The 15791-nt window shown below is 34.2% G+C and carries 11 protein-coding genes; 10 read left to right on the top strand and 1 reads right to left on the bottom strand.

Annotated elements, in window-relative coordinates:
• Positions 1–237 precede the first annotated feature (237 nt).
• From HMPREF3267_RS09090 to ltaS, 3 genes are all read left to right on the top strand, one after another.
• A complete protein-coding gene (locus tag HMPREF3267_RS09090; RefSeq protein ID WP_002459760.1) occupies positions 238–960 on the top strand; it encodes a 5-oxoprolinase subunit B family protein in 723 nt (240 codons plus the stop codon).
• Positions 942–1946: a 5-oxoprolinase subunit C family protein gene (locus tag HMPREF3267_RS09095; RefSeq protein ID WP_002479364.1), complete on the top strand. Its 1005-nt coding sequence runs from the start codon at positions 942–944 to the stop codon at positions 1944–1946. The genes HMPREF3267_RS09090 and HMPREF3267_RS09095 overlap by 19 nt, the downstream gene beginning before the upstream one ends.
• Before the next feature lie 550 nt (positions 1947–2496).
• A complete protein-coding gene (gene ltaS, locus HMPREF3267_RS09100; RefSeq protein WP_002479363.1) occupies positions 2497–4434 on the top strand; it encodes a polyglycerol-phosphate lipoteichoic acid synthase LtaS in 1938 nt (645 codons plus the stop codon).
• A 167-nt stretch (positions 4435–4601) separates the two neighbouring features.
• On the opposite strand, the gene HMPREF3267_RS09105 is transcribed toward ltaS, so the two are convergent.
• Positions 4602–5417, bottom strand: a complete 816-nt coding sequence (locus HMPREF3267_RS09105; protein ID WP_062078649.1) for a ZIP family metal transporter — start codon at positions 5415–5417, stop codon at positions 4602–4604.
• 111 nt (positions 5418–5528) lie between these two features.
• Between HMPREF3267_RS09105 and HMPREF3267_RS09110 the strand changes: the two genes are divergently transcribed.
• The 7 genes from HMPREF3267_RS09110 to HMPREF3267_RS09140 all read left to right on the top strand — a co-directional run bounded on the left by HMPREF3267_RS09110 (position 5529) and on the right by HMPREF3267_RS09140 (position 15644).
• Positions 5529–7412 carry an ABC-F family ATP-binding cassette domain-containing protein gene (locus tag HMPREF3267_RS09110; RefSeq protein WP_002479361.1) on the top strand — a complete coding sequence of 628 codons (1884 nt, stop codon included), beginning with the start codon at positions 5529–5531 and terminating at the stop codon, positions 7410–7412.
• A 13-nt stretch (positions 7413–7425) separates the two neighbouring features.
• Positions 7426–9207 carry a DNA helicase RecQ gene (recQ, locus tag HMPREF3267_RS09115; protein ID WP_002459755.1) on the top strand — a complete coding sequence of 594 codons (1782 nt, stop codon included), beginning with the start codon at positions 7426–7428 and terminating at the stop codon, positions 9205–9207.
• 216 nt (positions 9208–9423) lie between these two features.
• Entirely contained in the window at positions 9424–10392 is a 969-nt protein-coding gene (locus HMPREF3267_RS09120) for an ABC transporter ATP-binding protein (RefSeq protein WP_002459754.1), read from the top strand.
• Positions 10389–11903 (top strand): ABC transporter permease/substrate-binding protein, encoded by a 1515-nt coding sequence (locus HMPREF3267_RS09125; protein WP_002479360.1) that lies wholly within the window; start codon positions 10389–10391, stop codon positions 11901–11903. Before HMPREF3267_RS09120 ends, HMPREF3267_RS09125 begins: the two co-directional genes overlap by 4 nt.
• A 280-nt stretch (positions 11904–12183) precedes the next feature.
• Positions 12184–13698: a peptide MFS transporter gene (locus HMPREF3267_RS09130; RefSeq protein ID WP_062078651.1), complete on the top strand. Its 1515-nt coding sequence runs from the start codon at positions 12184–12186 to the stop codon at positions 13696–13698.
• A 122-nt stretch (positions 13699–13820) separates the two neighbouring features.
• Positions 13821–14876 (top strand): histidinol-phosphate transaminase, encoded by a 1056-nt coding sequence (gene hisC / locus HMPREF3267_RS09135; RefSeq protein ID WP_002459751.1) that lies wholly within the window; start codon positions 13821–13823, stop codon positions 14874–14876.
• Positions 14877–15113: 237 nt separating this feature from the next.
• Entirely contained in the window at positions 15114–15644 is a 531-nt protein-coding gene (locus HMPREF3267_RS09140) for a 5' nucleotidase, NT5C type (protein ID WP_002459750.1), read from the top strand.
• Positions 15645–15791 lie beyond the last annotated feature (147 nt).

Genomic DNA, 15791 nt, shown 5'->3' on the forward strand with positions numbered 1-15791 from the left:
AGTAAATTCATATTTAATCATTATTATAAAACAGAACGCTTGATACGAGCAAAAGTAATAGCGACCGTGTCAATTTGTTGTCAATGTGTATGTGTATACTATTTCTGTCAGTCGCTTATTCCATATGTAGTGCGCATTATGGATGTTTTTTATCATTAATCAAATAGTTTTGTAGTCAGTGTGCCTGCACAATAATTGTCCGAAATTTACAAGTCTAAAAATATTAGAGGTGTGTTTATGAAAATATATAGCCAAGGAGACCAAGCTATTATAGTGGCTATCCAAAAAGATGTGTCTAAAGATGTAACACAACAATTGTTATTACTGAGAGATTATCTAGTTAAGCAAGACTTACCATTTATTGTTGAGATTGTGCCAACTGAATCTGATATGATGATTGTTTATGATGCCCGCGATATGATTAAACATCATCATATTGAATCCCCCTATCAGCACATGAAACATTTAATAGAACAGATAAGTCAAGCTGATTTAGAACAAACAGCTGCCACACAAACGAAACAAATTTGTGACATACCTGTTGTGTATGGTGGTACTTATGGTCCAGATTTAGAACCATTATTACAAGAATATGGGCTTGATTTTGAGACGTTTGTGAATTTACATACATCTGAAGCGTATTTTGTATCAATGATGGGGTATTCACCAGGTTTTCCTTATTTAAGTGGATTAAATGAAAGCTTATATGTAAATCATACGAGTGCAAACAAGAAAAAAGTACCTGCTGGGTCAGTAATTTTAGAAGGTAAAAAGTGTGGCATTGTGACTACAGACACTTACAATGATTGGCTAGTGATAGGGTATACTCCTCTACAATTATTTTATCCTGACCAAGCCGATTTCACATTAATCAAATTAGGAGATTCAGTAACCTTTAAAGCGATTGCTGAAGATGAGATAGAATTAGGAGCATATGAACCATGTCGATTAAAGTTATAAAAGAAGGACTATTTAGTAGTTTTCAAGATTTTGGACGTCGCGGATACGAGCATGATGGCGTTATTCCAGGCGGTGCTTTAGATGAGCTTGCCCATGAAATTGCCAATCGACTTGTCGCTAATGATAAGAATGAAGCGACACTAGAAATGACACATAAATTGCCAACACTTCAGTTTACTGAACCGACTTTAATTGCATTAACTGGTAGTAATTTTAAAGCACAGACAGAGCACCTTACCATCACACCTTATAAATTATATTTAATTCAAGCGGGCGACACATTAACATTCAATGAAACAAGCCGTACTTCTCGTGTGTATCTTGCAGTAGGTGGAGGCTTTCAATTAGATGAATGGTTGGGCTCTAGTTCTACCGACTTTAATACGCATATTGGTGGTTTTAAAGGAAGAACACTTCAAGCTGGTGATACGATACAATTAAAAAATAACTACTCACATCGACACACCAAGTTATTTGAAAATTTAGCCGAAAGCAATCAAACCGATTGGGGAATAGACGGATATGCATTATCATTTAACTATATTTCAGATGTCTTTCATGTAATTAAAAATAAAGGGACAGAAGATTTTGATGAAGCTACTGTACAGCGCTTTACATTAGGAGATTATAAAGTTACTAGTAAAGCTAATCGCATGGGAATGTATTTACAAGGAGAAAGTATCAAAGCCTATTACGAGGACATGCCGGCACATCAAAGTGTGAAGCGGGGAACCATTCAAGTTAAACGTGACGGTACGCCTATTATTTTACTTAATGATCATTATACGCTAGGAAGTTATCCTCAAATTGGCACAATTGCAAGTTATCATTTATCTAAATTAGCACAAAAACCACAAGGCGCAAGACTAAAATTTCAATTTATCGATGTTGAAACCGCAGAAAAGAATGTTGTCAAATATAGCCATTGGGTTAATCAAATCTTTCATGCGATTGAGTATCGCATGAAATTAGAAATGTTAAAATAACAGAGGTCAGCCTTTAGGCTGATTAAAACTAAAAGAAAAAAAGTTATAATATGGTATTGTCTTGTAGTTTATGCAGTGATATTATTTTCTTTTTACTTGAAAGATGGTCAAATATACTATATATTTATATATTGAACTATGCACTTTTGTTACAATTCAATTACAATGAATGAAATTTCTTAATAAAATATTAACAAAGTTAATGTTTTAAGTAGGGGATTTTTCGCTTATTCATAACTACAGTAAACAACAACGATACTACTATAGATTTGAACGGTCCATTTACAATCGTTATGATACGTTTTACATATAATGGGGTTAAACGCATCATTGATTAACGTGGGCACTGAAACCAGAGGAACACAACGCAATTTTAAAGAAATATTGAAAGTTGAAACAAGCACGATGCGTCTGTGATAGCACATCGTTTCATCTTTTTCCTAACTTTTTTAGCATGGGATAGTGAAGGCGAACGAAAGATAAAGCGCCTATCGCAAGTAATAGTACAGGTCTTTTAAAGTTGGAATAATTATAAACGGAGGAAACACACATGAGCATACGCAAAAAGAAAATAAGTCTTTTTACGTTTTTTATCTTAACTGTGTTAACAGTAACCCTGAAAACGTATTTTTCATACTATGTTGATTTTTCCTTGGGTGTTAAGGGATTAGTTCAGAATTTAATATTATTAATGAATCCATATAGTTTAGTAGCACTTATTTTAAGTGTCTTCCTATTCTTTAAAGGAAAAAAAGCATATTGGTTTATTTTTATCGCTGGTTTTTTATTAACTTTTTTACTTTATGCCAATGTGGTTTACTTCCGATTCTTTACTGACTTTTTAACATTTAGTACGTTGAATCAAGCTAGTAATGTGGAATCTATGGGGGGCGCAGTAACCGCATCGTTTAAATGGTATGATTTTGTATACTTTATTGATACTTTCATCTATTTATTTATCTTGATTTTCAAAAACAATTGGCTAGATAAACGCGTATTTAGTAAGAAGTTTGTACCTGTTGTGATGGCTGCTTCAGTCGCTTTATTTTTCTTAAACTTAGCATTTGCTGAAACAGACAGACCTGAATTATTAACGCGTACATTTGACCATAAATATTTGGTGAAATATTTAGGACCATATAATTTTACGGTTTATGACGGCGTTAAAACAATTCAAAATAATCAACAGAAAGCTTTAGCATCCGAAGATGATTTAACTAAAGTTTTAAACTATACGAAGCAAAAAAGAACTAAAGCAAATCCTGAGTATTTCGGGGTAGCAAAAAAGAAAAATATAATTAAAATTCATTTAGAAAGTTTCCAAACGTTTTTAATCAATAAAAAGGTAAATGGTAAAGAAGTAACACCATTTTTAAATAAACTATCTTCAGGTAAACAGGATTTCAGATATTATCCAAACTTTTTCCATCAAACAGGACAAGGTAAAACATCTGATTCTGAATTTATGATGGATAACAGTTTATATGGTTTACCACAAGGTTCAGCCTTTTCATTAAAAGGAGACAATACGTATCAATCATTGCCAGCGATTTTAGATCAAAAGCAAGGATATACGTCTAACGTGATGCACGGTGATTACAAAACATTCTGGAATCGTGATCAAATCTATCGACACTTTGGTATTGATAAATTTTACGATGCAACATACTATGATATGTCTGAAGATAATGTCGTGAACTTAGGTTTAAAAGATAAAGAGTTCTTTAAAGAATCAGCAGGTTATCAAAAGAAAATGAAAAAACCATTCTATTCACATCTAATCACATTAACGAACCACTATCCGTTTACTTTAGATGATAAAGATGCTGATATAGATAAACCAAATACGGGAGATTCTACAGTAGATGGCTATATTCAAACGGCACATTATTTAGACCAAGCGTTAGAACAGTATGTTAATGACTTGAAAAAAGAAGGTTTATATGACGACTCTGTTATTATGATTTATGGTGACCATTATGGTATTTCTGAAAATCATAATAATGCAATGGAAAAATTATTAGGTGAACAAATTACACCAGCCAAGTTTACAGACTTAAACCGTACGGGATTCTGGTTAAAAATACCAGGCAAAGAAGGTACAGTTGACAAAACATACGCTGGCCAAATGGACGTTATGCCTACGATTTTACATTTAGTTGGTATTGATACGAAGAACTATATTATGATGGGTACCGACTTGTTATCAAAAGAGCATAAAGATGTGATACCATTTAGAAATGGTGATTTCATTACCCAAAATTATAAATATGTTAATGGTAAAATATATTCTAATAAAGACAACAAACTATTAGAAAAGAAACCAAAAGACTTTGATAAGAATAAACAACAAGTTGAAAAAGACCTTGAAATGAGCGATAGTATTCTGAATGGTGATTTATTCAGATTTTACAACAATCCAGATTTCAAAAAGGTCAATCCAGCTAAATATGAATATAAGACGGGACCAAAAGGCAATCAAAAATAATTGGTTCTATAATAAATCGGACTGGTGATTTAAATCACTAGCCCGATTTTTAAATTTTGAATATAAAAATAGCGCAATTACCTCTATAATTATTAGCGACCAAACAAAAGGCAGTCTGAACGAATGAAGTCAGACTGCCTTTTTATTGTATTCTAATTCATATAATATTAACTCAAAGCAACATCTAATATCATCATGATTGTAAAGCCAATCATTAAACTCAATGTTGCTAAATCTGTGTTATTACCTGACTGTGAGTCTGGAATGAGTTCTTCCACGACAACGAATATCATTGCCCCAGCAGCAAATGCTAATGCATAGGGAAGAACTGGTGTCATAACTACTATAAGTGCAGCACCAAGCATAGCAAATATGGGTTCAACCAGTGCAGATGCTTGCCCATAATTAAAGGCTTTCCATTTTGAAGCTCCAGCAGCACGAATAGGCATTGATAAAGCAGCACCTTCTGGAATGTTTTGAATGCCAATGCCTATAGCTAAGCCCAGTGCACCTAGAAAGGTCGCATGTTCATTACTAGAGGCAATACCTCCGAAGGCAACGCCAATTGATAGACCTTCTGGGATGTTGTGCAATGTGATTGCTAAAACGAGCAAAGTATTCTTATTTAATGACGTTTTTACACCTTCACGATAATGACTTTTATCACCAATACGTTGATGTATATGAGGAATAATAGCATCTAGCAACCGAATAAATAAGCCACCTAGTAAAAAGCCAATTGCAGCAGGTAACCAAGGGAATGTAGTATCTTCTTTAAATTCAATCGAAGGTTGTAATAATGACCAGAAACTGGCAGCAATCATGATACCAGCTGCAAATCCTTGCATGGAAGCAAGAACTTTCCCGTTTACTTTATTAAAAATAAACACACCGGCTGCACCTAATGCTGTAAGAAGCCAGGTAATTATTCCAGCGATTAGTGCTTGGAAATAGGATGGTAAGCTTCCAAATAATTCTTCCATAAACGTGACTCCTTGTATCATTTACCTGTAAAAAGGTGTATAATATATAGAACTGAATTAAGCTTATCAAAATCATTTTGAAATTTCGATAGTAAAAGAGGAAATCACGTCATGGAAGCATATAAAATAGAACATCTTAATAAGTCATATGCAGATAAAGTTATTTTCGATGACTTGAGTTTAGCGATTTCAAATCATGAAAAAATTGGATTAGTTGGTATCAATGGTACAGGTAAAAGCACGCTACTCAAAGTGATGGGTGGTATAGATGATGATTTTACTGGCGATATCACACATCCTAATCAATATCGTATTCGGTATTCTTCTCAAAAACAAGATTTAGATGGTAATTTATCGGTGTTTGAAGCCGTGCTCAGTTCAGAGACAAGCACATTACAAATCATTAAACACTATGAACAAGCGGTACAACAATATACAGTTGAACAGACCGACCGAAATTTTCAAGCAATGATGGCTGCACAAGAAGCTATGGATCGACATGAAGCATGGGATTATAATGCGGAGATAAAAACGATTTTATCTAAATTAGGTATTCATGACACGACAAAACAAGTCAGTTCTTTATCAGGTGGACAACAAAAACGTGTCGTGTTAGCTAAAACGTTGATTGAACAACCTGATTTATTATTGTTAGATGAACCAACGAACCATTTGGATTTCGAATCGATTAATTGGTTGATTAATTATGTTAAACAATATCCTTATACCGTATTATTTGTAACGCATGATAGATATTTTTTAAATGAAGTGTCAACACGCATTGTTGAACTTGACCGTGGAAAATTAACGACATACCCTGGAAATTATGAAGACTATATAGCGATGCGTGCCGAAAAAGAAGTAATTGAACAAAAGCAAAATGATAAACAACGTGCGCTTTATAAACAAGAGTTAGCTTGGATGCGTGCAGGAGCAAAAGCACGTTCTACGAAGCAACAAGCACGTATTCATCGCTTCAACGATTTAGAGGCAGATGTAAAGCAGCAACAGACACAAGATAAAGGCGAGTTAAATTTAGCTTATTCTCGTTTAGGCAAACAAGTATATGAGCTTGATAGTCTAACAAAAATAATTAATGGCAGAACGCTATTTCAAGATATAACTCAAATTATACAGAGTGGGCAACGTATTGGTATCGTTGGACCCAATGGTGCAGGAAAAACAACGATGCTCAATATACTTAGCGGCGAAGATCAACAATTTGAGGGGACGTTAAAGATAGGACAGACTGTTAAGGTGGCTTATTTTAAACAAACTGAAGAAACGTTAAATCGTGATATCCGCATGATTGATTACTTAAGGGAAGAGAGTGAAGTCGCCAAAGAAAAAGATGGAACGACAGTGTCAATCACTCAACTACTTGAGCGATTTCTATTTCCAAGTTCAACACATGGTAAAAAGATTTATAAGTTATCTGGCGGTGAGCAAAAGCGATTATACTTATTGCGCTTGCTTGTGCATCAGCCAAACGTGTTATTACTAGATGAGCCAACAAATGATTTAGATACTGAGACATTGACGATACTTGAAGATTATATTGCTTCGTTTGGCGGTTCAGTAATAACGGTTAGCCATGACCGTTACTTTCTGAATAAGGTTGCTCAGGAATATTGGTTTATTCATGATGGCATGATGGAACGTATTGTTGGTAGTTTTGAAGACTACGAAACATATAAAAAAGAAAAGGATAAACAGCTAGCAATAGAAAAGCAAGCAACCAACACATCAAAAACTCAGATAAAAGAACGTAAAAAAACAGGACTATCGTATAAAGAAAAGCGTGAATACGAGTCATTGATGTCGCGTATAGAAGAGACCGAAATACGCTTGTCAGAAATTGAACAAGAAATGATTGAGGCAAGTGCGGATTACGCTAAAATCAAAGATTTAACTATTGAACAACAACAACTAGAACAGACATATGATGAAGATATAACGAGATGGAGCGAGTTAGAAGAATTAAAAGAGGTATAAGGGGAATGCAGAAATGGAAGCAATATTATCGCATTATTTTGGTTATCAATCTTTTCGACCAGGTCAAAAAGAAATTATAACTAAAATTTTAGCTCATCATAATGTATTAGGTGTATTACCAACAGGCGGGGGAAAATCGATTTGTTATCAAATTCCCGGGCTGAAGTTAGGTGGTACAACTGTTGTTATTAGTCCGCTTATTTCATTGATGAAAGATCAAGTAGATCAACTTAAAGCAATGGGAATTCATGCAGCGTACTTGAACAGTAGTCTAAGTCAAAAGCAACAAAAGCAGATTGAACAGGAGTTGGCTTCTGGTAAAATTCAATTTCTTTACGTGGCACCTGAGCGCTTTGAAAACCAATATTTTTTAAGTATATTGCGTAAGCTGGAGATTCATTTAATTGCATTTGATGAGGCGCATTGTATTTCTAAATGGGGACATGATTTTAGACCGAGTTATCAGAATGTCATTCAAAAAGTAATGACACTACCTCAAGATTTTGTTGTTATTGCGCTTACCGCTACCGCAACAACTGAAGTGCAACGAGATATTATGGATAAACTTTATATTTCTGCAGATAATCGGGTTAAGACAAGTACTAAACGTCGTAATCTTATCTTCAAAGTTAATCCTACGTATCAGCGTCAAAAATTTGTCCTTGATTATGTGCAAGCGCATCGAGATGAAGCAGGTATCATATATTGTTCGACGCGCAAACAAGTTGAAGAACTGCAAGAGGCCATTCAAAGCATTGATCTTGAAGCAGCGATATATCATGCAGGATTGTCAAACAAAGAACGAGAACAAGCACAAAATGATTTTGTTTATGATCGTATTAAAGTTGTTGTAGCAACAAATGCATTTGGTATGGGTATTGATAAGTCTAATGTGAGATATGTGATTCATTATAATATGCCTGGTGATTTAGAATCATACTATCAAGAGGCAGGACGTGCTGGTCGAGATGGGTTAAAAAGTGAATGTATCTTATTATACAGTGAGCGCGATAAAGGTTTACATGAATATTTTATTTCTGTGTCTCAAGCTGATGATGACTACAAAGATAAAATGGGTGAAAAATTAACTAAAATGTTGCAATATACCAAGACTAAAAAATGTCTCGAAGCCACAATTGTGCATTATTTTGAACCCAATGAAAAGTTAGAAGAATGTCAACAATGTAGCAATTGTGTTCAAGAAAATAAAACATATGATATGACCAAAGAAGCCAAAATGATAGTAAGTTGTGTGGCGCGAATGCGACAGCAAGAAAATTATAGTGTCATTATTCAAGTATTAAGAGGAGAGCAAAGCGATTATATTAAATACAATCACTATGATCAGCTATCTACTTATGGCATTATGAAAGCATATACAACGTCAGAATTAAGTCATCTTATTGATGAGTTAAGATTCAAAGGATTTTTAAATGAACATAACGAAATATTGATTTGTGACCAAAGTGTGCAAAGTTTATTAAAGGAAGACGTAACGATATTTACAACGCCATTCAGACAAAAATCTAAAGAAAAGGTTTATATCAATACTGTCGAAGGCGTTGATCGCGCGCTATACAATGAACTTGTTGATGTACGTAAACAATTAAGTAATAAGTTAGGCATTGCACCAGTAAGTATCTTTTCGGATTATACGTTAGAAGAATTTGCTAAACGTAAACCAGCGTCGAAACAAGAAATGATTGCTATAGAAGGTGTAGGTAGTTATAAATTAAAACATTATTGTCCTAACTTTTTAGAACGCATTCAATCTTACAAAGCAAACATATCATAAACGTAATAGCATACACTTAAAATAAGTAAGATGAGTTTTTGAATGGCAATGGCATTCAAACTCATCTTTTTAATATATAAAAGTAAAATTTTCTAGTATTATCATTAACTTTATGATAAAAGGGAATAACAAAGAAAAATGTACGCGTTGTATTGATGTCAATCTTTTATAAATAATAGACAAAATATTATTAATTTGCGTAATAGAGGTGTAAATGTGATTGAATTTAAAAATGTAACGAAACGTTATGGCCAAAATATTGCGGTTCATGACCTTAGTTTTAAAATCAATGAAGGCGAATTTTTTGTGCTCATTGGTCCTTCAGGTTGTGGGAAGACGACAACGTTAAAAATGATTAATCGACTTATCCCATTAACTGAAGGCTATATTTATTTTAAAGATAAACCAGTAAGTGATTTTCCAGTATATGAAATGAGATGGGACATTGGCTATGTACTACAGCAAATCGCGCTATTCCCCCATATGACAATAAAAGAAAACATTGCACAAGTTCCACAAATGAAAAAATGGAAAGAGAAAGAGATTGACCAGCGCGTAGACGAACTATTAGAAATGGTTGGTTTAGAACCAGATAAATATAAAAATCGCAAGCCTGATGAACTATCTGGTGGACAGCGACAAAGAGTGGGTGTAGTGCGTGCATTGGCAGCAGATCCTCCAGTCATCTTAATGGATGAACCTTTCAGTGCACTTGACCCTATCAGTCGAGAAAAGTTGCAAGACGATTTACTTGCACTCCAAACTAAAATTAACAAAACAATTGTCTTTGTAACACATGATATTCAAGAAGCCATGAAACTTGGTGATCGTATTTGTGTCATGAATCAAGGTCATATTGAACAAATCGATACACCATTAGGATTTAAAACACACCCACAAAGTAAGTTTGTCCAAGAATTTATGGGGAATTATTTACAACAAACATCTGTATCACAACATATTAAGTTGAAAGAATTAGATATCACAACACCGTTAAATGAAATGGCTGCGTCAACAGATTACCCAGTCGTGAGCGCAGACCAGTATATTGATGACTTATTTGATATGTTAAGCAAACATGAAGCATTGTTAGTAGAAAATCATGACACTCATGTTCAGTCACTTCTTACAAGAGAAGATGTCTTTGAATATTTAGCACAAGGGCAAAGAGGTGAAACAGCATGAATGAGTTTATTACTACATTAAACGCGCGTAAAGAAGAATTATTGGCTACTTTAATAGAGCATATCCAAATTTCTTTTATTGCGTTACTTATTGCTATTTTGATTGCCGTACCGTTAGGCATTGTATTAACAAAAGCAAAACGTATTTCTGAAATCGTGATGAATATCGCTGCTGTCCTACAAACTATTCCATCTCTAGCATTACTAGGTTTAATGATTCCATTGTTTGGTATAGGCCGTGTGCCAGCCATTATTGCTTTAGTGGTCTATGCATTATTACCAATATTACGCAATACATATACCGGAATTAAAGAAGTAGATCCATCGTTAATTGAAGCAGCAAAAGGGATTGGGATGAAACCATTTCGTCGCTTAACGAAAGTTGAATTACCGATTGCCATGCCGGTGATTATGGCAGGTATTCGTACAGCAATGGTTCTAATTATTGGTACAGCTACACTTGCTGCGCTCATTGGTGCAGGTGGCTTAGGAGATCTGATTCTCTTGGGTATTGACCGTAACAATCCATCGCTTATCTTAATTGGTGCCATTCCTGCTGCGTTACTGGCTATTATTTTTGATGTTATTTTAAGATTAATGGCAAAATTATCTTATAAAAAACTAATGCTGGCAACGGGTGCCATCTTATTAGTTATCATTATCGCGATTGTTGCACCATTGCTTAGTCATAAAGGGGATACGATTACGCTTGCAGGGAAATTAGGATCAGAACCATCTATTATTACGAATATGTATAAGATTTTAATAGAAGAAGAAACGGATGATACTGTCGAAGTGAAAGATGGTATGGGTAAGACAGCATTTCTATTCAACGCCTTAAAATCCGATGATATAGATGGCTATTTAGAATTTACTGGTACAGTGTTAGGAGAATTGACAAAAGAAGATTTAAAATCTAAAAAAGAGGCAGCAGTTTATCAACAAGCTAAAGATAGCTTACAATCAAAATATGATATGACGATGCTTAAGCCAATGAAGTATAATAATACTTATGCTTTAGCAGTTAAACGGGATTTTGCTCAAAAGCATCATCTTAAAACAATTGATGATTTAGCCAAGGTTACTGACCAATTGAAACCAGGATTTACATTAGAATTTAACGATCGTCCAGATGGTTTTAAAGCAGTCAAAAAGGCTTACAACTTAAATATTAATAATGTAAAAACGATGGAGCCCAAATTGCGTTATTCTGCTATAGAAAAGGGAGATATCAACTTAATTGATGCCTACTCAACTGACGCAGAACTGAAACAATATGACATGGTTGTGCTCAAAGATAATAAACATGTCTTTCCACCATATCAAGGTGCGCCAATGTTTAAAGAAAAATTCTTAAATGAACATAAGGAAATTAAAGCACCATTGAATCGATTAGCAGGTAAAATTTCAGATGAAGAAATGCAAGAAATGAATTATAAAGTTACTGTGAAAAATGAAGATCCATATCAAGTTGCTAAAGCGTTTCTCAAAAAAGAAGGGCTTATAAAATAGCACTGTATACTTCATAAGATAAAATGCCTCCATATTGAACTGAAGACGCGGAAAACAACGATTAAATCAAGTTGTTCTCTGCGTCTTTTTTAGTGTGATAAGCATGGATATATAGGCGTATGATAAAGGAATATAAGAAGAAATATATTCAAATGATAAATTGTAATAATAAAACTTTAGTAGCATATTGTAACTAAATTTAATTGTGTTTCTTTTGATTTTACTTGTGATTAATTCATATGAAGTATAAAATTGAGGGTATTACGAATGAGGTGGGGAAATGAATAACAAGAATTATACACGTCAAGAAATCGTTAGTAGTGTGCCACAAAAAGGTTTCTTTGGGCATCCAAAAGGATTAAGCACACTGTTTTTTACTGAATTTTGGGAACGTTTTAGTTATTATGGGATGAAAGCTATTTTAGCGTATTATTTATATTACGCTGTAACGGATGGCGGTTTTGGGTTAAGCCAAGCAACAGGCTTACAAATTGTCTCAATATATGGTGCGTTAATCTACATGTCAGGATCTATAGGTGGCTGGATTGCAGACAGGATTATAGGTACAAGACACGCGCTGTTTTATGGTGGTATTTTAATCATGTTTGGGCATATCCTGTTGGCAATACCAGGTAACTTTACATTAGTGCTTATTGCATTATTATTATTAATTACCGGTACCGGATTATTAAAGCCTAATATATCTACCACTGTAGGCGATTTATATTCACATGATGATGTACGTTTGGACGGTGCCTTTACAATATTTTATATGGGTATCAACCTTGGAAGCTTACTTGCGCCATTTATAACTGGATATTTACAAACACGTCTTGGTTTCCATGTTGGTTTTGCGGCAGCAGCCGTAGGTATGTTCCTTGGTCTTGTGGTCTATGTGGTTACCAATAAAAGATTTTTAGGGTTAGCTGGACTCAGTGTTCCCAATCCATTAAAAAAAGAAGAAATTAAACGATTAAGTTTAATGGTGGGTAGTGCAATTATTATGTTTGCAATTATCTTAATTGTCTTACAATTTACCGGGTTACTTAGTCTTGAAAGTTTTACCTTAATAGTAACTATTATTGGTATCGTTTTACCTATATATATTTTTATTTATATGATTACGAATAAAAAAACAAATGAAGTTGAACGTAAGCGTATTTATAGTTATATTCCTTTATTTATAACATCAGTCGCATTTTGGATGATTCAAGAACAAGGATCAACCGTGTTAGCTAATTTTGCAGATCAAAACACTCAACTCAGTATGAGCAAGCTGACAAATGGACTGATTGATTTTCAAATACCAGCAGCTTGGGCCCAATCACTTAATCCAATATTTATTGTTGTGTTGGCTCCGTTATTTGCTAACTTATGGACAAGGCTGGGTAAACATAATCCAAGCACAGTGCACAAATTTGCACTTGGTGCAATCTTTGCCGGACTATCCTATTTAGTGATGATGATTCCTTTGATGAGTTCTACAGAATTAACACACCCGTTGTGGTTAGCACTTAGCTTTTTATTTATTACTGTCGGAGAACTTTGTATTTCTCCAGTAGGTTTATCCGTAACATCTAAATTAGCACCTAAACATTTATCTGCACAAATGATGGCGCTATGGATGCTAAGCAATGCCACAGCACAAAGTATTAATAGCCAAACAGTCGTATTTTTCAAACGCATTTCAGAACAACAATTCTTCATGTATTCAGGGTTGTTTACCTTAATTATTGGTGTATTATTATTTTTAATTTCACCTATAGTGATTCGAGCAATGCGTGGTGTACATTAATAGGAAGCCTGATTTTCGATGCTGATTGTCATATAATGAACTTGATATGTAACTAGGAAACACGTTATAATTAGTATTAAGTTTTTTAAAATTTCAGACAATTATCGGAGGAGTGGTTAACTTTGAAAAAGCAACTAGATCAATTATCTGCATACCAACCTGGATTATCCCCTAGAGCATTGAAACAGCAGTTTGGTATTGAGGGAGAACTATATAAGTTAGCATCTAATGAAAACTTGTATGGGCCCTCTCCGAAAGTCAAACAAGCCATAACAGATCATTTAGATGAATTGTATTATTATCCAGAAACTGGTTCACCTTCATTAAGAAAAGCGATTAGTGCTCACCTACATATAGATGAGTCACGCATCTTATTTGGTGCTGGTCTTGATGAAGTCATTTTAATGATTTCTAGGGCGGTATTAACGCCTGGCGATAAGATTGTTACAAGTGAAGCAACCTTTGGACAATATTATCATAATGCGATCGTTGAATCTGCAGATGTGGTTCAAGTACCACTTAAAAATGGCGGCTTTGATTTAGAAGGTATTTTAAATGAAGTTGATGAACAAACGGCATTAGTATGGTTGTGTAATCCTAATAATCCAACAGGGACGTATTTTACACATGAAAAATTGCATGACTTTTTATCGCGTGTTCCAAGTCACGTCCCAGTATTAATTGATGAGGCGTATTTTGAATTTGTGACGGCTGAAGATTATCCAGATACTTTGAAGTTACAAGAAGAATTTGATAATGCATTTTTACTGCGTACGTTTTCTAAAGCATATGGTTTGGCTGGTTTACGTGTTGGTTATGTTATTGCAACGAATGAAGCAATTGATAAATGGAATATTATTCGTCCGCCATTTAATGTGACGCGTATTTCAGAATATGCAGCAATCGCAGCATTGGAAGATCAAGATTATTTACATGATATTACACAAAAAAATGCACAAGAGCGCCAAAAATTTTATGCGATTCCACAAAGTAAGCACTTCTTACCTAGTCAAACGAATTTTATTTTTGTAGTGACAGATAAAGTTCAGGAATTATATCAACAATTACTACAGGTAGGATGCATTACAAGACCATTCCCAACAGGTGTGCGTATCACTATTGGTTTTCCAGAACAAAACGATAAAATGATTGAAGTCTTACAACAATTTGATTATTAAAATCGAAACGATAAGACATAATAAATATATAAGCAAAGTCATGCTATTTACTTTTTAAGTAAGAGTATGACTTTTTAATTTACAAATAAACAGATTTGTACCAAGTGTAAATGAGCAAGACAAACGCATGATAATGAAATGAAAAAGCATTTGGCTACAGTCTGAAAGTATAACAAAATTTTGCTATACTCATACTGTATAACTACACAAACAAATAGAAACGGAGCGATCAAAGGAATGACCCGACAAAAAATTGCGATAGATATGGATGAAGTATTAGCCGATACTTTGGGAGCTATTATTGAAGCGGTGAATAAACAAACGAATTTGGGAATAACGATGGAAGGCTTAAATGGGAAAAAATTAAAGCACATGATACCTGAACATGATGGCTTAGTTAGGGAGATTTTAAATGCGCCTGGCTTCTTTAGACAGTTACCAGTATTACCAGCTGCACAAGAAGTTGTAGAAAAATTAGCGGCACAGTACGATGTATATATTGCTACGGCTGCGATGGATGTTCCAACATCATTTCATGATAAATATGAATGGTTATTACAACACTTTCCATTTTTAGATCCTCAACACTTTGTGTTTTGTGGACGAAAAAATATCGTGAAAGCTGATTATTTAATTGATGATAACCCACGTCAATTAGCTATTTTTGAAGGCGAACCCATTATATACACTGCAGCGCATAATGTAAACGAAACACGCTTTACACGTGTAAATGGTTGGAAAGAAGTGGAAGCATATTTTTTAAATTAATATTAGCTTAGTAGTAAGACAAAAAGATGCTGGGACATAAATGTCAGAAAAACAGCAGTAAGATCATTTTCAATTAGAAAATATCTTGCTGCTGTTTTCTATTTTCACAATGTTTCGTATTGAATGGCTTCGCTTTCCTAGGATGCC

Source organism: Staphylococcus sp. HMSC62D11 (assembly GCF_001839145.1).
GTDB classification, from domain to species: Bacteria; Bacillota; Bacilli; order Staphylococcales; family Staphylococcaceae; genus Staphylococcus; species Staphylococcus lugdunensis.